The sequence below is a fragment of the Wenjunlia tyrosinilytica genome (assembly GCF_014646055.1).
Taxonomy (GTDB): Bacteria; Actinomycetota; Actinomycetes; order Streptomycetales; family Streptomycetaceae; genus Wenjunlia; species Wenjunlia tyrosinilytica.
The window spans coordinates 89,209-113,934 of record NZ_BMMS01000020.1 but is presented as its reverse complement, the minus strand read 5'-3'; the positions used below and the strand labels follow the sequence as shown (position 1 = coordinate 113,934).

Here is a 24,726-nt window from a genome sequence, read left to right as displayed (position 1 = left end):
ACGGAACCCGGCTCGTCGGACGCTGCTGTCGCAGCGGCCGCGTAGGCGGATGTGCAGGGTTGGAGCAGGCGGCCTTCGATGTGCACGACCCGTCGACCCGCAGCGCGCGCGATCCTGGCGAATTGACCGAGTAGGGCGGTCTTGCCAACCCCTCCGGGGCCGTGGACAAAGAGAACCGGTCGGGAGCCATCAGCAGCCCGCAACGATTCCCGGAATATGTCCAGTTCTGACTCTCGGCCGACGAATGCTCGCTGCCGTGCGGCCGTCAGACGTCGTCCCAATGTCTCGCTCGTCATGCAATAACGATCCTTTCCCTGGATGTGGACAGGCAGCCGTCGCAACCGCTGCGGCACGTGAGGCCTGGCCGCCTGAGGCGGCGGGTGACGAACTGGTGAGGTGTTCCCCGGAGAAGGAGGCGGCGTTGATGGAGCGCCGTCGGCCCCGGCGACGCTCCGAGGCCGATTCGTCTCGCCCCACACGAACGCCCGTTCACTCGGGTGCGATCTGCCGCGCCGTAGGGCGAGGACCTACTCCCCACCGGTGCCACCCGGACTCCCCTTCTCGTCGCGCGGCCAGTCTCTTTGCACGCTGCACCTCGGCACGGGAACAACTCGGCGTCGCGGTGCTCGCTTCTGCTCCTGTCTCCACTGGCGTCGACGGCTCATGCTGCTGGCGGTGACTGCCCATCCAGAAGTCCACTCATCTGTCCAGCACTGCTCATGTATGCGGATCCGGTCCACTGCCGACATGACGGCATCGCGCGGGAGGAACCGCGCCCCCGATCAGTACGCCACGCGATCGACCAGGTGATGGGCCACCACGGACACGAGGCGGACACTGGTCGGTTTCATCGCCGCCGCAACCGGGCGGGACAACGGTGTCCACCAGCTCGAAGGCGCGGTGCCGGGCGGCGCGAGAATGGGGGGGACGGGGACTCGGGAGGGCCGGTCAGCGACGGCCGCGGCACTACGCAGGCAGTGTCCACCGATGGCGTTGCCACCGCCGCAATGGCAAGCCCACCGGCCGGCCGTGGATGTGCGTGTCACGCGCCCGATGCCGGGATGTCCACGCGCAGGGTCAGGCCCCCTCCCACCGCGTTGGGGCGGGCGCTGAGGATGCCGTGGTGGGTGTCGGTGACAGAGCGGACGACGGACAGGCCGAGGCCGGAGCCCTTGCCGCGACGGGTGCCGCGGCGGAAGGGCTTGAAGAGGTCGGGGAGGTCCGCCGGGTCGATGGTCGGGCCGGTGTTGGACACCTCGACGAAGGCCCCGGACCCGGTGGTGCCGGTCCGTACGTGTACGGATCCGCCCGGCACATTGTGGCGTACGGCGTTGGCCACCAGGTTCGCCACGAGTTGGGCGAGCAGTGTGATGTCACCTGCGACCTGCGCCCACTGGAGGTCGGCTTCGAGCCTCACGTCGTTCTGATCCGTCTCGGCCCGGATGTCCGTGATGGCCGACCGGGCCAGGTCGGCGAGATCGGTGGGGCGGGGGGTGAGGATGCCGCTCTCACCACGAGCCAGGGCCAGCAGAGCGGAGATGAGGGCCTCGCTGCGCTCGGTTGCCGCCAGAGCGCGGCGGATGTCGGGTTCGAGGTCGGTGGGCACGCGGCCCTGGATCAGGGGGATCTCCAGGGCCGCGCGCTGGAGGGCGATCGGGGTGCGCAACTCGTGGGAGGCGTGGGCGGCAAAGCGCCGCTGGTCGGTGAAGCTGCGTTCCAGACGGTCGAGCATGGTGTCGAAGGTGTCACCGAGTTCCTTCACCTCGTCCTGCGGACCCACCAGGGCGAGCCGGGCGTCAAGGTTTCCCTCGCCGATGTGCCGCGCGGCGGCGGTGACACGGCCGATACGGCCCAGTGACTGCCGGGCGGTCCACCAGGTCGCCAGCAGGGACAGGGCGAGGAAGGCGACGAGGATGACGAATGACCATCGCAGCAGGTCCGCCAGCACCTCGTCCTGGAACGCGGAGAACTCCCGCGCCGCCACCGCCGACCGCGGGGTGGCCGGGTGCGGGTTGGGTGGGGCGGCTCCGGCTCCTGCGGGAGGAGTCGCGGGTACGGAGGCCGCGGTGAGCATGGACCTGTGCTTGTCGATGATCTCCCGGGCACTGAGCCACGCGAGCGCCAGAATCGCGCCGCCCCCGGCCATGAACACCGCCGAGTTGAGCAGCGCCAAGCGGGTGCGGATCGTCAGGCCGTGGCGAGGGGCGGGGAGGCAGGGCAGCCGCGGGAAACGCAGCGAGGGCGGGTTCACAGTCGGTATCCGAAGCCGGGCACGGTCTCGATCAGTGGTGGATCGCCGAGCTTGCGGCGCAGCTGGTGCACGGTGACTTTGGCGATGGTGCTCCGGGGATCGATGTCGGCGTCCCATACGAGCTTCAGCAGCTCGGCAGGACGCAGCGCACCGCCGTCCGCCTCCAGGAGCACCTCGAGCACGTCCAGTTCTTTCGGGGTCAGCCGCAGCAGCCTGCCGTCCCGCTCGGCCATGCGGCGGACCGTGTCCACGCGTACGCCGCGCCGTTCCAGCACAGTCGGCGCACCGGCGGGTCCGCGACGGCCGAGGGCACGTAGCCGGGCGACCAGTTCGAGGTATGAGAAGGGTTTGGCGAGGTAGTCGTCGGCGCCTTGGCCGAGGCCATGGACGATGTCGTTGAGGGTGCCGGCGGCGGTGAGCATGAGAATCCGGGCCGGGTGCCCCATGGCGGTCAGGGTGCGGCACACGGCGTCGCCGTCGATCACCGGCAGGTCGCGGTCCAGAACCAGCACGTCGTATTCGGCCGCCGAGGCCATCTCCAGGGCCTTGCCGCCGTCGTGGGCGAGATCCGTGCTCATTCCCTCGTAGCGCAGGCCGTCGGCGATGGTCCGGGCCAGTTCTTCATCATCCTCGACGACGAGTATCCGCATCGGCCGCCCTTCTTTCCTGTTCGCCATGGCACGGCCTCCCAGCCGGCTGCTGTCAGCATGCGGGGCCCCCGGTTAGTCCGCGGTTAGCGATATGTCACGGCCCGCTCACCAGGCTCAGTCCACCATCTTTCACGGAACCCGAACACCACGAGAGGTTGGACCGCCATGCGTACCAGGACCACCGCACAAGGCGTACGAGTCGCCGGGGCTCTGCTCGCCACCGTAGCCGCCTTGACCCTGACGACCGCCTGCTCCAAGGAGGCCGAGGACAAGAAGCCGGTCGTGGGCAAGGAGGACGACGGCACCCGCCGCAGGTGGCTGCAGTGCATGCACGACGCGGGCCAGACCCAGGTGAAGATGACCCAGGACGGCCAGATCGTGATGCCGGCGGGCCGTCCCGGCGACTCGGACAAGGCGATGGCCGAGGCCGTCAAGAAGTGCAACTCCAAGGTCCCGGGCATGCAGCAGCTCGGCCGCGCCAAGCCGGACTCGGAGAGCATCAAGCAGGCGCGCGGGCTGGCCACGTGCCTGCGTAAGAACGGGGTACCGGACATGGCCGACCCCGAGCCCAAGCAGCCCGACACCCTTGTGACGCCCACGGGTGTGGACCCCAAGGCGTGGAACAAGGCGTTCGGGATCTGCGGCAAGGACTACCCCGACGTCCCGTTCGCTGCCGAGAAGCCGCAGAAGGCCGGCGAATGAAGCCCGCCCGGCGCACCGGGGTCGCCGCCGCCGTCGTGATCGCCCTGGCAGGGGGCGCCGTGGCTGCCGCCCAGCAGCCCTGGCGCTCCGACACCCGCGGGCAGGGCAGCGGCCATGACGGCGGCGGGGCACCGTCGACCGCCACCGTACAGCGGACCACGCTGACCTCCGGTCTGGAGCTGACCGGCAAGCTCGGTCACGGCCCGGCCACCGATGTCGTCGGGCAGGGACAGGGCACGTTCACCGGGCTGCCGCGGCCCGGCGACCGGATCGAGGCGGGAGGCGTGCTCTACGAGCTCAACGGCGAGCCAGTCGTTCTGTTCGCCGGGTCCCGGCCCTTCTGGCGCGAACTCGCCACGGGCGTGACGGGCCCCGACGTCCAGGAGCTGGAACGCAACCTGACCGACCTCGGCTACGCGGACGCCACCAGCATGACCGTCGACGAGGAGTTCACGGACGGGACAGCGGCCGCCGTCAAGCGCTGGCAGAAGGCCCACGGCCTGAAGCGGACGGGCAGGGTCGAACTCGGCCGCGTCGTCGTGCTGCGGGACCGGGCCGTACGAGTGGAGGAGGTCTCCGCCAAACTCGGAGGCACCGCCGTAGCGGGCTCGGGCACCACCGTACTGAAGGTCACCAGGCCGGGAGTCTTCGCGACTGTCGGGCTCGACGACGAGCAGATCGCTCAGCTCGCGCCGGGCAGCAAGGTCACCGTCCGGCTCGGCACGGGCAGCGCCACCAAGGGCGAGGTCAAGCAGATCACCCGCGGCTCCGGCGCGGACGGCGGCCAAGGCGCCGACGATGACGCCACGGCGGGCGGTGGTGGCGGGGCAGCCGGCGCAGGCTCAGGAACGGCCGGCGGTCAGGACAAGGCCACCGCCACCATCGCACTCACCGACCAGAAGAAGGCCAAGTCGGCACTCGACCACGCCCGGCCCGCGGTCACCCTCACCGTCCCCGAGGACAAGGCCGAGGACACGCTCGTGGTCCCCGTCACCGCCCTGCTCGCCCGCCCCGAAGGCGGCTACGGCGTGGAGGTTGTACGCCCGGGGGCGGCGCAACCGGTCCGGGTCCGGGTCCGGGTCGGACTGATCGTCGACGCCCGCGCCCAGATCACGCCGGTCGCCGGTCGACTCAGCGAAGGCGACAAGGTGGTGATCCCGTCATGAGCGCGCCCCCGAAGCGGCCACCGGCCCCGGCCCTGCTCCTGCGCGACGTCGTGAAGGAGTACGGTACCCCGCCGCTGCGCATCCTCCACGGCGTCGACCTGGCCGTCGCCCCCGGCGAGCTCCTTGCCGTCGTTGGCCCCTCCGGCTCCGGCAAGTCCACGCTCCTCGCCCTGATCGGGACACTGGACCGGCCCACCTTCGGCCATATCGCCCTGGAGGGCCACGACCTCGCCGACCTGTCCGACCGCCAGGTGGCCGCGCTGCGAGCCCGCCGTATCGGCTTCGTCTTCCAGCAGTTCTTCCTGCTGCCCGGGCTGACCACCGTCGAGAACGTCGCCACCGGCCTGCTCTACACCGGGGAGAGCGCCCGCAGACGCCGCGAACGCGCGGTCCAAGCCCTGAGCGACCTCGGCCTCGGACACCGCCTCGACCACCATCCCGACCAGCTCTCCGGCGGTGAGAAGCAGCGCGTGGCCATCGCCCGCGCCGTCGTCGGCCGCCCCGGGCTGCTCCTGGCCGACGAGCCCACAGGGGCCCTCGACACCACCTCCGGACACGGCGTCATGGAGGTTCTGCGGAGCCTCAACACCGACGGCACCACCGTCCTCGTCATCACCCACGACCGCGATCTCGCCGCCTCCTTCCCACGCCGGATCGGGATCCAGGACGGCCGGATCGCGTTCGACGAACATGTCGGCGGCCGCATCGCAGTCGGGGAAGACAGCGCGGTCACGCACATCGGCGCGGCCTCGGGACTCGGTCTCGACACTCGCGGCCGCTCAGAGGGCGGGCCCACATGACGGACCCTCGCATGTCACTGCCGCGCCCCGCCAGGCTGCGCCCGGCCGACCTGCTGCGCCTGGGCCTGATCGGCCCCCGCACACGGAGGCTGCGCTCAGCGCTGTCCGCCCTCGGTATCGCGCTGGGCATCGCCGCGGTCGTCGCGGTGACCGGAATCTCCGCCTCCAACCAGGCCCACCTCCTCGACCGGCTCGACCGGCTCGGCAGCAACCTGGTCACCGTCTCACCCGGTACCGACCCGGACCAGCGGCCGGTGCCGCTGCCGAAGGAGTCCGTGACCATGCTCGGCGCCATCGCGTCCGTCCAGCAGACCAGCGCCACCGGCGACACCAAGGCCGCCATCTACCGCACCAAGTACGTTTCCGAGAACCAGACCAACGGCCTGTCCGTGCGCTCCGCCCGGCTCCACCTCCTCGACACCCTGCGCGTGGGGATGCGCTCCGGCCGCTGGCTCGACCGGGGTACCGAAAGACTCCCGACGGTGGTCCTCGGTGCCGGCGCGGCAAATCGCCTGGCGGTCACCGCCCCCGGGCAGAAAGTCTGGATCACACGCGACGGCGAGCGAACCAGCGGGCAGTGGTACGCCGTCCTGGGGATCCTCCAGCACAGCGAGCTGGCCCCCGAGATCGACGAAAGCGCCCTCGTCGGCGGCGCGCAGGCCACCGCCCACCTCGGCGGCGACCGCACCCCCTCCACCATCTACGTCCGCGCCCGCCCCGACAAGGTCGCCGAGGTCCAGGCCATCGCCGGAGCCACCGCAAACCCCGCAGCCCCCCACCTGGTTTCCGTTTCCCGCCCCTCCGACCTCCTCAAAGCCCGCACCGAGACCAAGGACACCCTCAGCGGCTTGGTGCTCTCGCTCGCCGCGGTGGCGCTCCTGGTGGGAGGCGTGGGCATCGCCAACACCATGGTCGTCGGCGTCATGGAGCGCCGCGGCGAAGTCGGCCTGCGCCGGGCGCTGGGCGCGCGGCAGGGCCAGATCGCCGTCCAGTTCCTCATCGAGGCCGTCCTGCTCGGGCTCCTGGGCGGCCTCGCCGGGCTCGTCCTGGGCGCCACCGTGGTCTACGGATACGCCGCAGCCCACGGCTGGCCCGCCACCCTCCCCGTCACCTGGGCGGCCACCGGACCGGCCACGGCCGTCGCCGTCGGCACCGTCGCCGGGCTGTACCCTGCCCTGCGCGCCGCGCGCCTGTCACCCACGGGCGCTCTGCGGGCAGCCGACTGAGCGGCGTGACCGTGCCCACGTGCTCCGCCCGGTTCACGCAAGCGACCCCGGCGGCTGTGCGAGCACCAGTGGGCGCGGGTGAACACCGGACCGGCCTGGATTTGGCCCACTACTCCGGGACAGGGTTGCCGCAGCGGGTGAAGCGACGGCAAAGACCCACTCCGCACGGAGCCCGCGCTGTTCGATGCGGCGTCGCCTCCGGCGTCCAGGGCTGCTGGGGCGTGGAGACGGGCAGCCAACGTGCTCTCCTCGGGCGCGGCCACAGGTTGCACCGACCGCGGCCCCCCGCGACACACTCGACAAGGAAACAGATGAAGCACATCGTCCACACCGCCTACGTCACCGTCGAGCTGCACAGGACCATCAACGCCACCCCCGAGACCCTTTGGCGGCTGCACACCGACGTCAACGCCTGGCCGAGCTGGAACGCCGGCATCACCAAGGCGGTACTGCGTGGACCGTTCACCGAGGGCAACGCCTTCGACTGGGATACGCCCAGCCTGAGCATCAGTTCCACGATCGCGCAAGTCCATCCGCTGCGCCGCACCGTCTGGGGCGGTTTGGCCCACGGCATCCAGGGTGTCCACATCTGGACCTTCCAGGAGACCGAGGACGGTACGCGAGTCACCTCCCAGGAGTCCTGGACAGGTGAGCCTGTCGAAGCGGACCCGGACGGCATGGGCGCCGCCTTGTCGGAATCCATGCACGGCTGGCTCGACGCCCTGAAATTCACCGCCGAGCGCACTTATGGCTGAAATTGCACTTCGGCGCTGCTGAGCGCGCTCCAGCGCAGGCGTCCGGGGAGCTTGACGCGTCCGCATGGTGACGTGGGATCCCGCTTGCTCATCGCGCTCACCGTGACACCGGCTGTTCACTCGTGGTCACCTGGTGCGGGAGGCAGCCGCGGCCGTGCGGGAATCAAAGTGAGCGGGCGCGTCTTCCCCCGCCGCGTCCGCTCGCGCACGAGCTTCCTCGAGGCGGCGGGTGAGTTGCGTCGGTGACCCTGGGCGACCCAACGGAGACAGGGGCATGCCTGCCGCGGTCATGGCTGTTCACTCGTGGTCAGTGAGCCAGGGTGAATCCACCGTGGCCGGGTCGGCATCGAAGTGGGTGGTCGTGGTGTGCATTCGCCACATGAGTTCGCAGACGCGTTGGACTCCTTGGGCGAGGTGTCGTCGGTAGGTGCTGTAGGGCAGGCCGAGGCGTTTGGCTGCGGCTTCCTGGGTGCGGATGCGTTTGAGGTAGGTAGTGGTGACGGCGGCATGCATTTTGGTGTGGCGGGGGTTGTCGAGCAGGGTATCGATGGTTTCGCTGATCAGATTCCGCAGGGCGATTGCCGGGTCGGTGCTGTGGTGGGTGAGCATGCCGCTGGTCAGTAGTGGGTTGTTCTCCAGTGCGATGGGGTCGTGGAGCTGGCGCAGGGCTTCGCGGACGGCGTGGTCGAACTGTGAGCGGTTCAGGGGGGTGTCGGTGGTGTGGTGGGTGGGGGCTGGTTCGTGCAGGGGGCCGGGCTGGGTGCGGTCGAGCCAGGTCTGTGCGGGCGTGGTGCGCCAGTCGTGGGCGAAGAGGGTGAGTGTGCGCGTGCGGTCCCAGGGGGTGCGCTGCAGTGGGTCGTGGCCGTGGTGGTGCAGCAGGGGTGCCCACAGCCGGGCGTGGGGGGTGACCACGAAGGACCAGGCCAGGCCGGTGGAGCGTATCCAGTGGGCGCAGATGCGCAGTTGCATCAGCTGTGTGAGGGGGGTGAGCTTGCCGTGTGCCTGTGGGTGGATCATGAATCGGACCATGCCCAGGTGCTGGCCGACCCGCAGGGGTGGTCGGTCTTGGACATGCTTCCAGGCGGCAGCGGTCATCGGGTCGGTGTCGAGTTCGTCACCGGGTGCGGTGAGTTGGAGCCAGGTCATGAAGGCCACGGGTCGGTGGGAGTGGGTGCTCCGGTAGAGCCGGAAGGCCTGCGGCTGGCGGTGAAGCCAGTACTGGGCGATGCGGGCCGAGCGGGGGCCTTCGGCCTGTTCGGTCATGCTTATCACGGCGTCGTGGTCGCCTGGGCGCAGTGCTTCCTCGGTTGCTTCTGGATCGTGGGTGATGTGGCGGTAGTAGCGCTGCATGGGGCCGTGCCGTTTGAGGTAGCTGAGTGCGCGTACGGAGTGGATCACGTCGGGCTCGGGTGCGGTGCGGGCCTGGTGCAGCAGCTGGAGGCCGGCCTGATGGTGCATCCGCTCGTAGCCTTGGGGGTCGCGCCAGCGCAGGTCGCGGTCCAGGGCCTGGGCGACGAGCCGGTCCAGGACCAGTCCGTGCCGGCTGGTGTGGCAGAAGGGCAGTTGGCGCAGCCAGTCGAAGGTGGGGGCGGCGTGTTCCTCGCCGACGACGGCGCTGAGCAGGGTCTCGGTGGTGGACAGGGTGTGTGCGGCGGTGTGCAGGGCCAGGCGGTGGTGCCGGGAGGGAAGGCCACCGACCAGGGTGTCGAGCAGTGCGGCGATGACCTGCGGGGTGGGTGTCCAGGTGGAGTCGGCCGTGCGGGTGCGGGTGCCGACCGAGGCGGCGAGGCTCAGTGCCAGGGGGTGGCCGCCGGCGAAGGCGAGTACCGCGTCACGCATTTCGGGAGGCACGCCCCGCTCGGCCAGCAGGGCCGCTGCCGTTCCGCCGTCCAGGGGTTGCAGCTTGGACACTTCCAGGGTGCCGCTCCAGGACGGGTCGCATGCCCAGTGCGTACTGGGCGGTACCCGTGCGGCCAGCACGGTGACGGTGCGCGCGTGCAGGCGGGGCAGGAAACGCTCCCGCAGCCAGCCTTCAAGCTCCCGGCAGTGCTCGAAGGAATCGATCAGCAGCACGGCGTCCCGGGACGAGGCAGCCGCCTCCGCCATGGCCTCGAAAGCGAGCGGGCAGGGATCGATGTGCTGTCCGTCGACATGCACCACCGTGCGGCCGGCCCGCCCGGCCTGGTCGGCGAACCGGCGCAGCAAAGCGGTCTTGCCCATCCCTCCCGGCCCGTGCAGGTAGAAGACCACCGCGGCCCCCGGCTCACCCCGAAGTGCCGCCCCGAATCTCTTCAGCTCCTCACACCGGCCCACGAACGACCGATCCCGCGCCGAACCCAGACGCACAGCCAGACTCTCACCGGCGATATCCATACACGAACCCCCAACTCCCAAGCCCCCATCACATGGCAACGTTTGAACGGCCGACTCGTCAGCGCGCTCGCTCTGTCATTGGGAACCTCCGGTGGTGCTTGCGATGGCTGGGCAGCTGATGTGTCCCGGTGGCGGTAGGACAGCCGTCGAACGAGGGTGCCGTTCGTCGGGCGAGTCGGGTCTCCGCTGCTCGGGTGCGGAGGCACTCGGTGACCGCCCATCGGAGTCGGCGGGGGCCTCGCCGCAGCCGACGGCAGTGGCGGATGCGGCGAGGTGACGGGGTGTGGAGGCCAGTGTGTTTCACCTACCGTGTCGCCACCCAGTGGATGTCGCGAGGCGAGCTCCGGCGAGGGAATGCCGGTCGGCTCGCCGACCGCAGGCCGTGCCCGACTTTTCCTCGCCTCGTGGAGCCCAAGGTTGCAGCACGTCGGGATCACTAGTCAAGGGGGTGATGTTTTCTGGATCGACTCGAGAAGTCTCTCGCGCTGCAGTCCGGCGCGGAGAATGCCACATTGCCGGTCGCAGCCACTCTGCCGCGATTGCCGGGCGTCCTCTCTATCATCGAATTCATCACCTGTTTGACAGGTGACAGACCTTGGATTGGTGTCTGAGTGAAGCCCGCCGGGGCACGGGATGCTCTCGATGACCAGCTGATCGACACGGGCTGCCCCTCACCGCGGAGCTCCATTTCAACCGGGCCGCGGCTTCAACCGGGCCGTGGCCCTGCTGCACATGTCCCAGCCCACCTTGAGCCAGATCGTGCGCCAGCGCGAGGACGCGCTCGGGATCGCCCTGCTCAGCGGCTCTGCCCTCGACCACATGCCCGCCATCCTGCGCGCCTTCGGCGAGGCGTATCCGGAGGTCTCGCTGGAGGTCGAGGAGTTCGACTTCCGCTTCCCCGAGGCGGGCCTGGACACAGGTGCGACCGACGTGGCGATCGTGCGGCCGCCGGTCGACCTTCCCACCGGATCCGAACTGCGCGTACTGCGCAGCGAACCCAGGGTGGCACTTCTGGACTCCGCTCTATTGGGGACAGTCGGGAGCCTCCATCGAACCCGGAACGGTCTCAGTGCCCGAGTGAGCACTTTAGGGCATGGCTGAGGTCTGGTGGCCGAGCAGCCGCGCGACGTAGCTTCATCGCCGTCAGACAGTCCCCACGAGTGAAGTCGGAGCCCCCGGATGGTGACAAACGTCAGGCGGACGCTCGCCGCCCTAACCGCAAGCCTCGGTCTCGCTGCAGCTTCGTTGACTTTCGCATCCTCTGCCCACGCCGACTCCTGGAATTGCGGACCGGCGGGTCCTCAGGGAACGTCGCATGTGTGCATCCGCACCGATCCGGAAGGCTACGACGCCAAGGTGGAAGCGGGCATGGATCTGCATGGGCACATGGTGGATCTCAACCTGATGTGCGCGAACGGACATTGGTTCGGTGATCAGGGGAAGTTCAATGTATTTTTCAGCATGAGATGGACCTATGTCTTCCGGGTGGGCAGCCAAGGGGCGTGCCAGGTCCTGCTCTACGACGACACCACGAAGGAAACATGGGCCTCGCCATGGGCGTACAAGTAGCGCCTCGCGACCGATGCCTGACAGTCATGACTGCGGTGACCATGCCCTGAGCGGCCCCGCTCGTGCGGAGAAGAAGGACCGCTGTCAGCGTGAAGGTGCCCGCGGCCGTACCTCCGGCGCCCGGGCCCTTGCAGCGCCCGTCAAGCGCTCGGTGCGTTCATGGACGAGGACGCGCCGGAGAGTACGGAACCGATCAGGTCAGGAATACGAGGACCGAGGCGAGGACACGCGCTTGCGGTCGAACAGGTCGCCGAGCTTGCCCCACGCCGGGGTCGAGCGGACGGAGGGCCGGAGTGTAGGCGGAAACGGAGAAGGACCCGCCGTATGATCTTGGGTGCCTCACGGGCTCGGCCGACCGGGTTCGTGGGGGAGGGGGCGGACGCGGACATGGCAGGCGACTCCACTTCGCCAACGCCGTCCGACGAACATGTTCAATAAGATGGGGTCATGTCGCCTCGAACTCCCGCGCCCCGCAGCCGCCGCGAGCGTCCCGCCAAGCCCGCCCTGACCTATGAGGGCATCGTCCATACCGCGGTCCGGCTCATGCAGACCGAGGGCCTGCAGCGCGTCACGATGCGACGTCTGGCCCAGGAGCTGGACACCGGGCCGGCCTCGCTGTACGTGTACGTGGCGAACACCGCCGAGCTGCACGCGGCGATCCTCGAAAAGCTGCTCGGTGCCGTCGATCTGACCCAGGCCACCGCCGCGGGCGACTGGCGCCGGCGGCTGGTCGCCGTCCTCGACTCCTACACCTGGGTGCTGTTCGAGCAGCCCAGCCTGGCGCAATCCGCGCTGGTTGCCCGCCCCTCCGGCCCGAACTACCTGGCCCTCGTGGAAGCAATCCTGGCGCTGCTGCACGAGGGTGGAGTCCCGGACGAGCAGGCGGCCTGGGCCGTGGACGTCCTCCTGCTGGTGGCCACCGCGACTGCGGCCGAGCACTCCGCCCGTCGCAGCGCCGACGACGACGCCGCCGACGAACTCAGCTACCTGACCGCGGCGATCGCCGGCGTCGATCCGGTAAAGCATCCTCGCACCTCGGCTCTCGGGACCGATCTGGTCTCCGGCGCGCCCAGAGAACGCCTGACCTGGTTCTTCCACGTGCTCATCAACGGCACCCTAGCCACCCCCCGACGTGCAGGGAGCCCGGACGCCTGACCGACGCCCAGTCCCGGACGTCGGAGTCAGGAACGATGAAGGACGCGCGCCCGGATGAGCCGCCAGGCGGGGATCCGTGCGGTCGCGGTCCGGCGACGCGATCATCGAGAGAGTGCGCGCCCTCACCGAGCGCGAGTGCCAGATCTCGGCCGCGACCTTGCGAAGCTGGGAGCCCGCGACCGCATCCAGGCCGTCATCCTCGCCCACGACCTCGAGGGGACCGGCGCAGCGCCGTGGTCGCGCGGGCAGCGCCCCTGCTGGTGGTCCACACCACCGCTTTGATGCTACGTCACTCAGGTGTCCAGCCCGGTGCCAAGGGTGAGCAGTTGCGGGCAGGGATCATGTCTGGCTACTGAGCAGCCGTGCCAGGTAGCTTCATCCCCGTCGGACTCTCCTTCACGAAGCACATCGGAGTCCCCATGGCAAACCTGAAGGGGAGCACACCGTACGTTTCCCACTGATGCGGGTCGGCGAGCTCGAAGGGGATCGTTCTTTCCTGGCCGTGAGAAGGGGCATCCGTCAGCCATAGGTCGACGAATGCCCCACACCTTGCCTGCTTCGGTTCGCCGAGACGGTCCTGGCAGGTGGGCACAACACACTCCGTAGCCAGAAGTGGGCAGACGCTTGAGGAGGCCGTCGCGGGCGGGCTTGGAGCGGCCTCCCGTCAGCTGGACCCACCGGAGCACCAAGTGGTGAGGGTATGGCCGCTCTTCTGCCTCCGAGCCTTTGGTGGGGAGACACGACCATGAGTGCGGTCAGCACGCCGCGGGGATCCGGACAACGTAGGCGCTTCGCCATCTTGAACTCCTGTGTGTGGGCGCGATGTGGTTCGAACCTGTCAGTGACCACCAACACCCGAAACGTCGGCCACAACGGAGGCGCAAGAGACTGAGGGGCGTCCAGGAGGGGAGGGCATTGTCAGGTGCTCGGCCGTATCGGATCCGGCCAGGCCGCCGTGCTGCCTTGATCGCGGCCTACGCGGGGCCGAGCGCCTTCCCGGCTGCTCCCGCTGCCTCGGACGGTCCGCGAGCAGCACTGCGCGACATCGTGGAAGACGTCGACGGGGCGACCGCGAGGCGCTACGCCGCCGCTGACAGCACGGGGCGTGGTAGGGATGCCGCCAAGATCATCCAAGACACGTCCGGTGACTACCTCGCGGTTTACCACACGCTCCTCTCGGACGGACGGTTCCATGCCGCCCTGGCGACTTCCAGCGATCTCATGAACTGGACATTCACCACAGATTTTGGAGCGGGGAGCTCGCAGCCCACCATCAAGCAAGTGTCCAATGGCGGATACCTCGTCGCCTGGGAGCAGGATCCGTCGAATCATATCGCGGTGCACTATTTCCCCAACCGCAGCTCGTTGAAGGCGGGGACGGCTGCCCGGACGTTGCAGGCTCCGCGCACGTTGTCGTCATGCGCCGAGGGGACTCCGAACATCTACTCCGTCCGGCTGGCGCCCGACATCGATCACTCGGTGATCGAGCTCGGCGGCCACTACTACTCCGATTGCAAAGTGGACCGGCAGATGCGCGCCACGCTCACCGACTTCACCTCCTGGAAAGCCGCGAAGCAGCAGGAGGTCGACAACGCCCTGCTCCACTGGGGGGTGCGCTGAAACATTGGCGATCGTGACGACGTTGTCTTCTCGGGATTCTCTTACGGCCTCTTTGAAGGCCAGTATGTCAATGGTGACTTCGGTAGCTGGCGAACCTTCCTGTACGACTACCAAACAGGTAACGCAGACAGGCTGTCGATCCGGACGGCCAAGGGGAGTTCCGCTTTCGCCAATCCATCGATCACCGTCTTGAAGACACCTGGCGGAGCACGGGCGGTGATGGTGTCCCTATTCATTCCGGGGGAGAAGTCAGCCCCTGGAGAGGCTGGTCAGCTGCTTTACTACCGCACCTACTGAGTACGCGGTGTGCGGTGTGCTTCCTGTGCACCTGCTGGAGGGGATGTGCCGTGTCGGTGCCGTCAGGTGGGCACGGGATACGGGGAGGGAAAAGACACACGCGGGTGCCCCGACGCCGATGTCCCTGCCTTACCGCCGGGGGCGCATGGCCCTCACGAACTCTCGCGGCAATCCGAGTGATCACCGAGGAGGCAATTCATGGGGTCGTCCGTCCTGTCGGCTTGGGTGCACCTGCGCGAAGACGTCGGCCGACGCGGAACAGGGCTGTCGAGCCGTGCGGTTGGTCCCTCCCGGCTCGGATGGCTGATCGCGGTACCGTCCGAGCCCGACTGCCAGAGCAGGGTTGAATGCTGTGGCCCCTGACGGGATCACAACGGCCGATCTTGATCCGTTCGCCGACGTCGCCAAACGCGATCCCTATCCGATCTACGCGCGCCTACGGGAAGCCGGGGCAGCCCACAAGATCATGACTCCCCGGGGCAGTCGGGCGTGGCTCGTCGTGCGTCATGCCGCAGCATCCGCCGCACTCACCGACGAACGCCTCGTCCGGTCGATCCATCAGGACAACGGAACCGCGCTCGGCTGGGCCACCGTGCCGGATGCCCTCAGGAGCATGGTCACGCAGCACATGATGAACATCGACCCGCCGTACCATGCCCGGCTACGCCGCCCGGTCAGCAGGCCGTTCGCCCCCCGGAACGTGGCCACCCTGGCCGCGGACATCGCCCGCACCGCCCGTCGCTTCCTGGACGCACTGGCCGAAGACGAAGTCGTCGATGTGATCGGGGACTTCGCCAAGCCGTTCTCGCGGAATGTCATCAGCGACGTCCTCGGCATCCCCATTGACGACCGGGATCGTGTCTTCGCGGAGATCGACACGGCGACCAACCCCGCCCCCGCCGGACCAGAAGCCGTCCACAGCGCCCTCGAAGCCCTGCACGCATACATCAGGCGGTTCATCGGCGAGAAGATCCGGCACCCGGACGGCGGGATCATCTCCACCCTCGCCACCAACCCGGGCGACCTTACCGCCGCAGAGGTCACCGCCGCCGTCTTCATCCTCCTCGCCACCGGGTACGAGGCGCCCATTCACCTGATCGGCAACGGTGTCCTGGCCCTGATCGACCATCCCGGCCACGCGCCGGCCCTGCAGCACGCTCCGCACCTCGTGGACGCACTGGTCCGGGAGACCCTTCGCTACGACACCCCCATCCCGGTCTCCCCGACCCGAATCGCCACCACGGACATCCGCATCGAGGACACCGTCGTGCCCGCCGGTGACGCCGTGCTGGTCTGCCTCGCTTCAGCGAACCGCGACGAACGTGTCTTCCCTCATCCCGATTCCTTCGATCTCCACAGGGACCATGCCAAAGTCCTCTCCTTCAGCCGAGGAGTCCATACGTGCATGGGCTCCCACCTCGCCACCCTCACTGGAAGAGTCGGCCTCAGCGCACTCCTGAGCCGCCATCGCGCCCCGTCCCTGGCACCGGGCATCGACAGGAGCGAGTTGCTGTGGGTCGACGGAATCCTCATTCGGGGACTGCGCACCCTGCCGATCGCGCCGCACCCCGCATAGCCCTCCGAGAAAGGCCCCCATGTGGAACATCGAGCATTCACTCAACGCGGACTACGCCACCACCGCGTTCCCCGCAACCCACGCCGCGACAGATATCCCACGGCCGGCTCCGAGCACGGCCGGATGGAACGCCCCAGGCCCCGGCCTGTGGACTGAAGACACGCTGGAATTCTTCACCGAACTGCCCATCACGCCCGGACCCATCTCGCTTTCCCCGCTCAATGATGCCCTGGTCGACCAAGGCATCAAGTGGACCCACGCCTTCCAGCCCCAGTGCATCGACAGAGCCGTGTACGAGTACACGGCTCTGATCAACCTGGCGTTCATCGCCTGTGAGTCGCGCGGATCGGTCATCGAACAGCAGCAGATCACCGACAGAAGCGCGCGCATCCTCGGGATCAGCATCGCTGAAGCGCTCGAATCCATCCTCGCGCCCCTGGCGGACGAGCCGCGGAAGTACTTCACCGATCAGCTGTTCGCTACGCTGTACATCGCCCTGGAGAAACAGAAGGAAATTCCCACGCCATATTACCTCACGTGGGTCAACACCCTCTCGTCCGGCTACGACGACTACATCCGGCTACGGAACATCGACGGCGGCTTCGGCCTGGCCGTGGTGTTCCGCGCGTGCATGTTGGAACGCGAATCCGCCACCATCGACAGACGCCTTCTGTCCGCCACCATCGAAGCACTCATCCTCGCCTACGACTGCACGTCCTGGCCCAAGCACCGAAGCGAGAGCGAGTCTTGCAATATCGTCAACTACATGACCGCCGACGCCATCCCCGCCCTTGTGACCCGGGCCGGGAACATCTTCAACTTCCTCAAGCGCCGGCCCCTCGCGGCACCTTACGAACGCGCCTACACGGAACAGATCCAGGCCATGTACGGACTTCGCGTCAACAATCCCCGCTATCCCTTCGCCCATGAAATCCAGGCGCTGGCGCTGATGGGTCCTCACCCGCACGGCAGCGGTCAGACATCGACGTGGTACCGGCCGACACCCGCGATGACGCGTTCCGCCCTGCTACAGGACGAGTTGGAAACCGCCCAGCCCGACGGGGGTCCAGGAGCGCCGTGAATGCCGATGGACCCGAAGCCGCAGGAACGCGCTCACGAGGCATGCGCGAGTTAGTGGTAGATACGATTCAATCAGAAGTCGAGGAATTGCCCTCCGAGAGGGCCACCGATCGCCCGGTCAGCGTCGCGCTCACGCTCACCGCGGACAGGTCCCGGGGCGTCCTTGGGCCTGTGAGCCTGACGACGGTCTTCATCAGAGCCAGCCACGGGCCTTGGCGTGGACACCGGCCTGAAATCGGGTGTCCGCGACGAGCCGTTCCATGAGGTGCCGCACTCGCTTCTGCACTGTCCGCAGGCCAAGGCCCATGCGGCGAGCGGCGGTCTTGTCCGTCATGCCGGCAGCCAGAAGGGCCAGCAGTTGCGTCTCCTCGTGAGAGGGCCGGTCGGCGCCTGGTACAGGATCGGACGGTTCCAGTGGTATGGCGGTGCGCCATAGGCTCTCGAACACGCGCGACAGTCCGTCGAGCAGTTCCGAAGGACGGACCACGAGCGCGCTGACGGAGCTGCTGGCCTCGCTGGTGAGCGCGATGATGGCCAATTGGTCGTCGGCGATCAGCAGCTTCATCGGTGCGTTGCTGATGATCCGGCCCTGCTCGCTCGCATCGATGAAGTCGGATATCTGCTCCAGTTTGCCGGGGATGTCGAGGACGCTGCTGTCGTAGAGCCACCGGCTGGTGATCCCCTTGTCCAGCATCTCGAACTCCGCCTCGTTGTCGCTCATCACGTACGGCGGCATGTCGATTCCGCGGAGCTCGGTGTGCACCATGCGTTCCAGCTGGAAGAGCCGTTGCAGCACCGCCTGCCTCCCGACGACGATCTCGATGAGATCGAGCGGATGGCGAACGCCGGACAGCCGGAATCGCTCGGCGAGCTGATTGGCTGTGGCGCGCGCGTGCTGTGCCTGTTCCTCCACCCGGCGCACCCGCTGTTCCTGGGCGGCGAGGAGAGTGGCGAATCCGATACCGGGTTCGATGGCGCAATACCTGGCAGGGGTGTCCGGCAACCGGGCGATCAGTCCGGCGTCCTCGATCCGGGCGAGGATCGGCAGCACACCCTGCGCGCTGGTGCCGGCCAGGAGAGCCATCTCGGTGGTCGTGAGGCTGGGGGCGTCGATGAGTGCGAGGTAGAGGGACTCTTCGGCAGGGCTGAGGCCGAATGGTTCCAACATGGTGCGCTCCTGGTGAGACGTAAACACGCACATGCGCATTCACGCATGCCTTCCGTTGTTCCCGCCCCCGCCACAACATGCCATCATCATTCCGCAGGCGGCAAGGCTATCGCCCGCGGCTTTGGCTGCTGAAGGCCATTGTGCGAACAGAGCCGCACGTTCTGGCGACCTCGCCCGCCCTGGTCAAGCCCTCCGGGCACCCGCTGACACGAACCGGCGCGGGGCGTCCGTCCACGCTCCGCCGCCGGGTGATCCGGCGTGCCCTCCTCCTCCGAAGGAGAACACCGATGGAATCACCTGCGCCTCCGCGAAGAGCCAATCGGCGCCGACTGGCAGTCCTCGGCACCGCGATAGCCACCGCACTGACCGGCCTCGCAGCCGGTGTGCTGCCCACTCACATCGCGCAGGCCGATGCGGCGTCCACCGACGACTCACCCTTCACACACCAGTCAGTCACATGGGGGCCGTGCAAGTGGTACGACTCCACGACGGGCGGCCCTGTGCCGGAGTGCGCGACAGTGTCGGTGCCTCGTGACTGGAGGGCTCCAGGCTCGGGTCCGGAGCTGTCCGTGGCCATCAGCCGGGTCAAGGCGGCCGACGCGGCGCACCGCAAAGGCGTGCTGTTCACCAATCCCGGAGGACCGGGAGGCTCCGGGATCCGTCTGTCGTGGCTGATCGGCAGTTCGCAGCCGAAGGTCGCCGCCGAGTACGACATCATCGGTATGGACCCGCGCGGTGTCGGCGAGAGTACACAGCTGATCTGTGACGTGCCTGTGGACCAACTCGACAGTGCGGTCCACGACAGCCGGGACCTTTCCGCGCAGGCGGTCACCGCGCGACAGAGGACTGCGAAGGCTGTCGCGGATGGATGTGCGGCCAACCCGCTCACCCGTTACGTCAATACGTGGCAGACGACTCACGATATGGACATGATCCGAGCCGTGCTCGGTGAGCGGAAGCTGAACTACCTCGGCTACTCGTACGGCTCCTGGCTAGGGGCGAAGTACGCGGCGCTGTTCCCCCGACGGACGGGTAGGATCGTCCTGGACTCCAACACGGCGTGGATGGATGACCTGGCCGACTCCTGGGAGCGCATGCCGATGGCGTTCCAGCGGCGGTGGGAACGGCAGTTCGCGCCCTGGGCGACCCGCAGCGCGTTCTTCTCCAAGTACCTCGGGAGGACTCCCGCGCAGGTGAATGCGGTGTACGAGCAGGTCCGCGAAACGTTCATCAAGGCCACCGACAACCTGTCCGCCGGTCAGGTTCTCGACGGCTTCGTGCGCACCTCCCTGTATACCGATGCGGGTTTCATCACCATCGGGGCCAGCCTTGGCGTTCTCAAGAGCTGCCTTGTGGACAATCACGACTGGAGCAGGGACGCACTCCTCTCCTGTGGCCAGAGGTTCTCGGACGAGCTGAGCGGGAGCGGCGTGGCAGGCACCGAGTTCCAGGCAGAAGCCAGGGTCGGCACCGACGCCCTGCTGCACCCGGAGAAGCTGGGGGACGCCGCCCCGGAGGGGCTGTCGGCCGTCTTCGACGCGGTGCGGAACGCGACCGGGGACACCGTGCAGGTGTCCGGCGTCTACTACGCGGTGCGGTGCGGTGACGGCGGCCAGTGGCACAGTCCGAACTGGTGGGTCAACTTCGCGCGACGCAACGGCCCCGCCTACCCGCTCACCGGTTACGAGACCTCCCAAGAGGTGTGCAGCTACTGGACGTTGTCCGCACAGCGTCTACCCAACCCGGATGAACATCGGCTCGCGCCGATCGTCACGGTCCAAAGCGAGTTCGACCCTGCTACCGCCTACGAGAACACGTCGCGCAACGTCCGCCAGTTCCACGACGCGCGGCTGGTAGCGATCGATGACGCGGGCGCCCACGGCCAATACGGCATCCGGGGCAACGGATGCGTTGACGACATCGTGAACGCCTATCTGCTCGATGGCGTGACGCCGCCCGCAAGGAGCGTCTGCAAGGGCCTGCCCCTGCCCTTGGAGAACACCGTCCATGCCGTGCCCGGCCCGGTGGACAGCAGCACCCGGCCGCACGCCTCCAGAGCCGAACACGTACCCGCGCGCCTCCGGCACGCAGCGGAGAAGATCATCAAGTAGGGCCATGCCGGAGAAGGGGAGGGCGCCGGGGCGCGTGGAGCGCCCCGGCGTCGGCCGACACCGAGAAGCACCGGTGGAGTACTCATGCTCGTGCGGGTCGATGGATCACACCTCTCCCGCCGTGGACGGTGAGACGCTCAGGCAACCAGTGGCGCGGGGCCCTGGTGTGACGAGGGTCTGGGTGGTGTCGGTACGTCGCTTCGATGATCGGTTGCGGCGGGAACGAAGTCTCCGAAGCCGGATCCCCGACGCCTGCCCCTATCGCTCGCGGAGCGAGTGATGAGTGGTGCACTCCCCTCACCGGTGCCTAACCCCAGACCCGCCATGATGGCCCATGGCTGGCGACATGCAGACTTCCCCACTGCCAAGCAGGCGAACGAATGTGCGCTTCTGGACGGCCGCGATCTGGCAGGGAACCAGCCCCACGCCTCAATTGCAGGAGATTGCGTACATGGGAGGGAATAGCCGAATGGGCCTGTCCCGTACACCTGACTCCGCCGGTGGCGGACCCCGCCGCAGCCGACGAGGGTGGCGGCTGCGGCGAGGTGTCACGGGGCGGGGAGGCCGCGATCCAATCTCCCGGTCGCCACTTCGCGGCAGCCGCGAGGCGAGCTCCGGCCAGGGGGTACCGGTCGGCTCGTGGGTTCGGACGGTGTGTGCAGCTTCTTGTTGCCCCGTGGTGCTCAGACTGCCTCACTGCTGGATCACTAGTCAAGGGGGTGATGGTCTCCCTCATGTGTCCCGGAAGGGATCCGGTCATCTTGCGTCGAAGTGTCCAGATCGCCGCTGGTGATCCCTTGATGGAGCTGGTCTTGAATCCTTGGCTTGCAAAGGAGTCACCTGTTTGACTGGTGACGCCTGACGCGGCTAGTCTGCGCCGTATCACCCACGATCCGGCCGTGAGGACATGGGAGGGGCTGCTGCCATTGGGCCTCGACTCCTGCGGTCCCACGCATCAGAACCTGATCAGGTTCTGATCGGCATCCCCTGAGGAACCACACAATGGACCAGAACGAGTACCTCTATTTCCTGCGCCGAGCGCTCGACGGCATGGTCAGCGCCCTGGAGGAACTCGGCGACGAGCTCGCCAACACCGCACCGCCGCAGACCGGAGCGAACAGCCCGTACGCCATCACCTACCACTGCATGGCCGTCGCGCAGTACTGGATCGGCCACATACTCGCCGGCAGGCCCGTGGACCGGGACCGCGACTCGGAATTCACCGCCCGCGGAACGGTCACAGACCTCAAGGGAAGCCTCGGCCCCCTCTTCGACCAGCTGCGCGACGACCTGCTCGACGTCGAGGGGCTGACGGTCCCGCGCAACACCGCGCCCGCCTCGTTCGAAGGCCCGGACCGCGACCTGAGCTGCCTCGGCGTGCAACTGCATGTCCTGGAGGAACTGGCTCAGCACCACGGGCAGGTGGAGACCGCCAGGGACGTGCTCCTCAACGGCGGAATGTGATGAGCCTGGCGGCCCGCCGGCCGGACACCCCGGCCCCCGCCGAGCGCTGTGTACCGGGATTCGACGACCTCGAGCGCGGATGGCTGCGCAACCGCTCCGGGGTGAAGTGGCACCGGGTGGACCCCACCGTCCTGCCCTCATGGGTGGCCGACATGGACTACCCCATCCCCACCGTTGTCGCCGACGCGCTCCACCACGTCATCGCCGCCGGCGATCTTGGCTACCCCGACTGGCCCGACGGCAGTCCACTGCGCCCGATCTTCGCTCAGCGGATGGCCTCACGCTACGGCTGGCACGCATCCGCCTCCCGCGTCCGCGAGCAGACCGACCTCATCCAGTGCCTGCAACTCATCCTCCACCTGGCCACCTCCCCGGGCGAAGCCGTCGCCGTGCAGACCCCCAACTACCCGCCGTTCCTCGCCACGCTCAAGACCATGCAACGCCCCGCGGTGCACGTCCCGATGGTCGATACCGATGACGGTTGGCGTATGGACATGGCCGCGCTGTCCGACGATGTCGCACGGCGCGGATGCAAGGTCCTCCTCCTGGTCAACCCGCACAACCCGACGGGCCGAGTGCTGACCCGCGACGAGCTCAACGAGATCGCGGCAATCGCACGCCGACACGACCTGCTGGTGATCAGCGACGAGATCCACTCCGAGCTGACCTACTCCCCGAACGAGCACATCCCCTTCGCCTCCCTCTCACCGGACGCGGCCGCACGGACGGTCACGATCACCTCCGCCACCAAGGCGTTCAACCTTGCCGGACTGCGCTGCACTGTCACCCACTACGGCCCCGACCGTCTCCTGGCGATCCGTGACGCGCAACCACCGGACCTGTACGGCACCGTCTCCAACCTCAGCGTCGTTGGTACCCGGGCGGCGTGGCTCGAGGCGGACGCCTGGCAGAAGGACCTGATCACCGTCCTCGACCGCAACCGCAGACGCGTCCATGACGTTCTCCACCACCACGTACCGGCACTGCGCCATCGGCTCCCGGAAGCCACCTACCTCACCTGGATCGACACCGGGCAGCCGCAGGCGGTGGACGGCCCTGCGCAGCACGTCCTGCGCCACGGCGGGGTCCTCCTCGACGGCGGGGAAGCGTTCGGCCCCCGGGCGGGCGCGTACCTCCGACTCAACTTCGCCACCTCCGCCGACGTCCTCGAAGAGATCCTCGACGGCGTGGTCGCGGCACTGGCCCCGTTGCGGAAGTGCTGAGCGCGGCTGCTGAACCACTATCAGTTCCGGACTCGATGCGGCCCGCACGACTTCCTGACCCCGAGGGCTGGGATCGGCTGGGGACCGCCGGTGCGGTTCGAGGCGTCCGCGGGTGGCGTGCGGGGGTGCAGGGGGTTTCTGCGACCGGCAGTGGTCAGGTCTTCGATGTCTCTTTCTTGCGCTGCCGGTAGCTGGCGGCCTTGTGCTTGTTGCCGCATTCGGCCATCCCGCACCATCTGCGGGCGACGGAGCGGGACAGGTCGACGAACATGCGGGTGCAGTCCGGGTTCGCGCACTCTTTCGTGCGGGAGAGTTCGGGTGAGCCGAGGAGTTCGACGGCGTCACGGGCGACGGCGCCGAGCACCTCGTCGATGCCGCCGGTGCGTGTCAGGGTCCCTGCCGCGTCGATCTGCAGTTTCGGCAGCGGCAGCCGCGCCGCGTCGTTGACCTGGGCGAGCTCGTTCACGGCGTGGGCGCTCACGTCCTCGGACTGCACCCGGGCGCGGATGAGTGTGTAGGCGGCCTCGCGCAGTCGGCACGCGCGTTCCAGGCCGTGGCTGTCCATGCCCGCCGGCTCGTCCACGAGTCCGGCCTCGGCGACCCACCGCTGGAGGGCGTCGGCTGAGCCAAGTAGCTCGGTGCGGAGGGTCCGCCGCCACAGCATCGTTCCGGCCAGGTCCAGGCAGAGGCGCCCACTCACAAAGACGAACTCACTCACGTGACCATATTGACAGGTGACGGGCAAGCTGTCCATCGGGGGTGCCGGGGGAGCGGTGAACGCGGCGACGGGCGGCAGGTCCGGCAGGACTCCGCCCGGAGTCTTGCACCACCGCGTCACCAACTCGACAGGTGATGCATGCGGCGGCCGACTCGGCAGTCCTCATCGCCGGTGAGCTGATCACCGACAGCTGGTCGCCGCGTTCAGCCGGCGCCGGGGAAACCGCTACACCTCCGACGGCAAGTGCATCTGGACCGAGCAGGCCGTGCCCGGCACCCGAGGTGACACGGGCGGGGCGAACGCAGAGCCATTGCCCGCGCCGCGGGCCGACCTGCCCCAAGCGGGTGGCAGGCACACCTCACGGACGGAGCCCGGTGCCCGGGCGAGCACCTTCGAGCACCGTTCATGCCTGTCGACCGAGCAACCACGCCGTCTAATCTCAGCGCCGTCATCCTCCACGCGGGACCGTCCCGCACGTGCGCACACGCGAGGAAGCCATCACCCGGGACTGCGGCAGATCCAGGCCCGGGTGATGCGGCCGGGGACCTCTACTGGCCGGTCCAGGTCGACTCCACCTCGTCGGCGGCCACCAGCATGCAGTGGACATCCATCGGATAGGGCGAGGTAACGCCGGCACGGACCGGACGATCACGGCCTCGGCCGATCGCGAGGGGGGCCTGAGCGTCAATAGAGATCATGATGGTCCGTCGGCGCAGGCGCCGCCGGCCGACTGTGCCACGGCCTCTGTGCCGCATGGTGCAGACACCGGTCCGGTACGGCGCTGCACGGGGGTTCCCCGCCACCCGGACCACGAGCCGTTGG

At 68.3% G+C, this 24,726-nt stretch carries 20 protein-coding genes and 1 pseudogene; 14 read left to right on the top strand and 7 right to left on the bottom strand.

Annotation, left to right across the window (positions count from 1 at the left end):
- Nucleotides 1–38: 38 nt before the first annotated feature.
- From IEY86_RS38145 to IEY86_RS22605, 3 genes and pseudogenes are all read right to left on the bottom strand, one after another.
- Nucleotides 39–296, bottom strand: a pseudogene (locus tag IEY86_RS38145) (ATP-binding protein); the annotation flags it as partial.
- A gap of 746 nt (nucleotides 297–1,042) precedes the next feature.
- Nucleotides 1,043–2,173 (bottom strand): sensor histidine kinase, encoded by a 1,131-nt coding sequence (locus IEY86_RS22610; protein ID WP_189133637.1) that lies wholly within the window; start codon nucleotides 2,171–2,173, stop codon nucleotides 1,043–1,045.
- 74 nt (nucleotides 2,174–2,247) lie between these two features.
- Complete coding sequence (locus tag IEY86_RS22605; protein ID WP_189133687.1) at nucleotides 2,248–2,901, bottom strand: response regulator transcription factor; 654 nt, start codon at nucleotides 2,899–2,901, stop codon at nucleotides 2,248–2,250.
- Between the two features lie 165 nt (nucleotides 2,902–3,066).
- On the opposite strand from IEY86_RS22605, the gene IEY86_RS22600 reads away from it, so the two are divergent.
- The 5 genes from IEY86_RS22600 (at nucleotide 3,067) to IEY86_RS22580 (ending at nucleotide 7,550) form a co-directional block, all read left to right on the top strand.
- Entirely contained in the window at nucleotides 3,067–3,603 is a 537-nt protein-coding gene (locus IEY86_RS22600; RefSeq protein ID WP_189133636.1) for a hypothetical protein, read from the top strand.
- On the top strand, nucleotides 3,600–4,769 hold the full coding sequence (locus tag IEY86_RS22595; RefSeq protein WP_189133635.1) for a peptidoglycan-binding domain-containing protein: 1,170 nt from the start codon (nucleotides 3,600–3,602) through the stop codon (nucleotides 4,767–4,769). The genes IEY86_RS22600 and IEY86_RS22595 overlap by 4 nt, the downstream gene beginning before the upstream one ends.
- A complete protein-coding gene (locus tag IEY86_RS22590; RefSeq protein WP_189133634.1) occupies nucleotides 4,766–5,569 on the top strand; it encodes an ABC transporter ATP-binding protein in 804 nt (267 codons plus the stop codon). The genes IEY86_RS22595 and IEY86_RS22590 overlap by 4 nt, the downstream gene beginning before the upstream one ends.
- An 11-nt stretch (nucleotides 5,570–5,580) precedes the next feature.
- Entirely contained in the window at nucleotides 5,581–6,795 is a 1,215-nt protein-coding gene (locus IEY86_RS22585) for an ABC transporter permease (RefSeq protein WP_189133633.1), read from the top strand.
- Nucleotides 6,796–7,106: 311 nt separating this feature from the next.
- Nucleotides 7,107–7,550, top strand: coding sequence for an SRPBCC family protein (locus IEY86_RS22580; protein WP_189133632.1), 444 nt, complete (start codon nucleotides 7,107–7,109; stop codon nucleotides 7,548–7,550).
- Between the two features lie 297 nt (nucleotides 7,551–7,847).
- Here IEY86_RS22580 and IEY86_RS22575 read toward each other — a convergent pair whose 3' ends face one another.
- Nucleotides 7,848–9,896, bottom strand: a complete 2,049-nt coding sequence (locus tag IEY86_RS22575; RefSeq protein WP_189133631.1) for an ATP-binding protein — start codon at nucleotides 9,894–9,896, stop codon at nucleotides 7,848–7,850.
- Between the two features lie 744 nt (nucleotides 9,897–10,640).
- Between IEY86_RS22575 and IEY86_RS22570 the strand changes: the two genes are divergently transcribed.
- From IEY86_RS22570 to IEY86_RS22545, 6 genes are all read left to right on the top strand, one after another.
- Nucleotides 10,641–11,024 carry a LysR substrate-binding domain-containing protein gene (locus tag IEY86_RS22570; protein WP_229698669.1) on the top strand — a complete coding sequence of 128 codons (384 nt, stop codon included), beginning with the start codon at nucleotides 10,641–10,643 and terminating at the stop codon, nucleotides 11,022–11,024.
- A gap of 216 nt (nucleotides 11,025–11,240) precedes the next feature.
- A complete protein-coding gene (locus IEY86_RS22565) occupies nucleotides 11,241–11,492 on the top strand; it encodes a hypothetical protein (protein WP_189133630.1) in 252 nt (83 codons plus the stop codon).
- Between the two features lie 447 nt (nucleotides 11,493–11,939).
- Nucleotides 11,940–12,647 (top strand): TetR/AcrR family transcriptional regulator, encoded by a 708-nt coding sequence (locus IEY86_RS22560; protein WP_189133629.1) that lies wholly within the window; start codon nucleotides 11,940–11,942, stop codon nucleotides 12,645–12,647.
- 963 nt (nucleotides 12,648–13,610) lie between these two features.
- Nucleotides 13,611–14,267 carry a hypothetical protein gene (locus tag IEY86_RS22555; protein ID WP_189133628.1) on the top strand — a complete coding sequence of 219 codons (657 nt, stop codon included), beginning with the start codon at nucleotides 13,611–13,613 and terminating at the stop codon, nucleotides 14,265–14,267.
- Between the two features lie 649 nt (nucleotides 14,268–14,916).
- Complete coding sequence (locus IEY86_RS22550; RefSeq protein WP_189133627.1) at nucleotides 14,917–16,140, top strand: cytochrome P450; 1,224 nt, start codon at nucleotides 14,917–14,919, stop codon at nucleotides 16,138–16,140.
- A gap of 19 nt (nucleotides 16,141–16,159) precedes the next feature.
- The gene (locus tag IEY86_RS22545) at nucleotides 16,160–17,221 is read left to right on the top strand and encodes a hypothetical protein (RefSeq protein ID WP_189133626.1); all 1,062 of its coding nucleotides are present in this window, start codon (nucleotides 16,160–16,162) and stop codon (nucleotides 17,219–17,221) included.
- A gap of 192 nt (nucleotides 17,222–17,413) precedes the next feature.
- Here the strand turns inward: IEY86_RS22545 and IEY86_RS22540 are convergent, their stop codons facing one another.
- Nucleotides 17,414–18,388 carry a helix-turn-helix transcriptional regulator gene (locus IEY86_RS22540; RefSeq protein ID WP_189133625.1) on the bottom strand — a complete coding sequence of 325 codons (975 nt, stop codon included), beginning with the start codon at nucleotides 18,386–18,388 and terminating at the stop codon, nucleotides 17,414–17,416.
- 569 nt (nucleotides 18,389–18,957) lie between these two features.
- Between IEY86_RS22540 and IEY86_RS22535 the strand changes: the two genes are divergently transcribed.
- The 3 genes from IEY86_RS22535 to IEY86_RS22525 all read left to right on the top strand — a co-directional run bounded on the left by IEY86_RS22535 (nucleotide 18,958) and on the right by IEY86_RS22525 (nucleotide 23,186).
- Complete coding sequence (locus tag IEY86_RS22535) at nucleotides 18,958–20,499, top strand: alpha/beta hydrolase (RefSeq protein WP_189133624.1); 1,542 nt, start codon at nucleotides 18,958–18,960, stop codon at nucleotides 20,497–20,499.
- Nucleotides 20,500–21,501: 1,002 nt separating this feature from the next.
- Complete coding sequence (locus IEY86_RS22530; protein WP_189133623.1) at nucleotides 21,502–21,963, top strand: DinB family protein; 462 nt, start codon at nucleotides 21,502–21,504, stop codon at nucleotides 21,961–21,963.
- Nucleotides 21,963–23,186, top strand: coding sequence for a MalY/PatB family protein (locus IEY86_RS22525; protein ID WP_189133622.1), 1,224 nt, complete (start codon nucleotides 21,963–21,965; stop codon nucleotides 23,184–23,186). Before IEY86_RS22530 ends, IEY86_RS22525 begins: the two co-directional genes overlap by 1 nt.
- 154 nt (nucleotides 23,187–23,340) lie before the next feature.
- Here the strand turns inward: IEY86_RS22525 and IEY86_RS22520 are convergent, their stop codons facing one another.
- Both IEY86_RS22520 and IEY86_RS22515 read right to left on the bottom strand, forming a co-directional pair.
- Nucleotides 23,341–23,904, bottom strand: a complete 564-nt coding sequence (locus IEY86_RS22520; RefSeq protein ID WP_189133621.1) for a CGNR zinc finger domain-containing protein — start codon at nucleotides 23,902–23,904, stop codon at nucleotides 23,341–23,343.
- Nucleotides 23,905–24,452: 548 nt separating this feature from the next.
- A complete protein-coding gene (locus tag IEY86_RS22515) occupies nucleotides 24,453–24,602 on the bottom strand; it encodes a hypothetical protein (protein ID WP_189133620.1) in 150 nt (49 codons plus the stop codon).
- Nucleotides 24,603–24,726 lie beyond the last annotated feature (124 nt).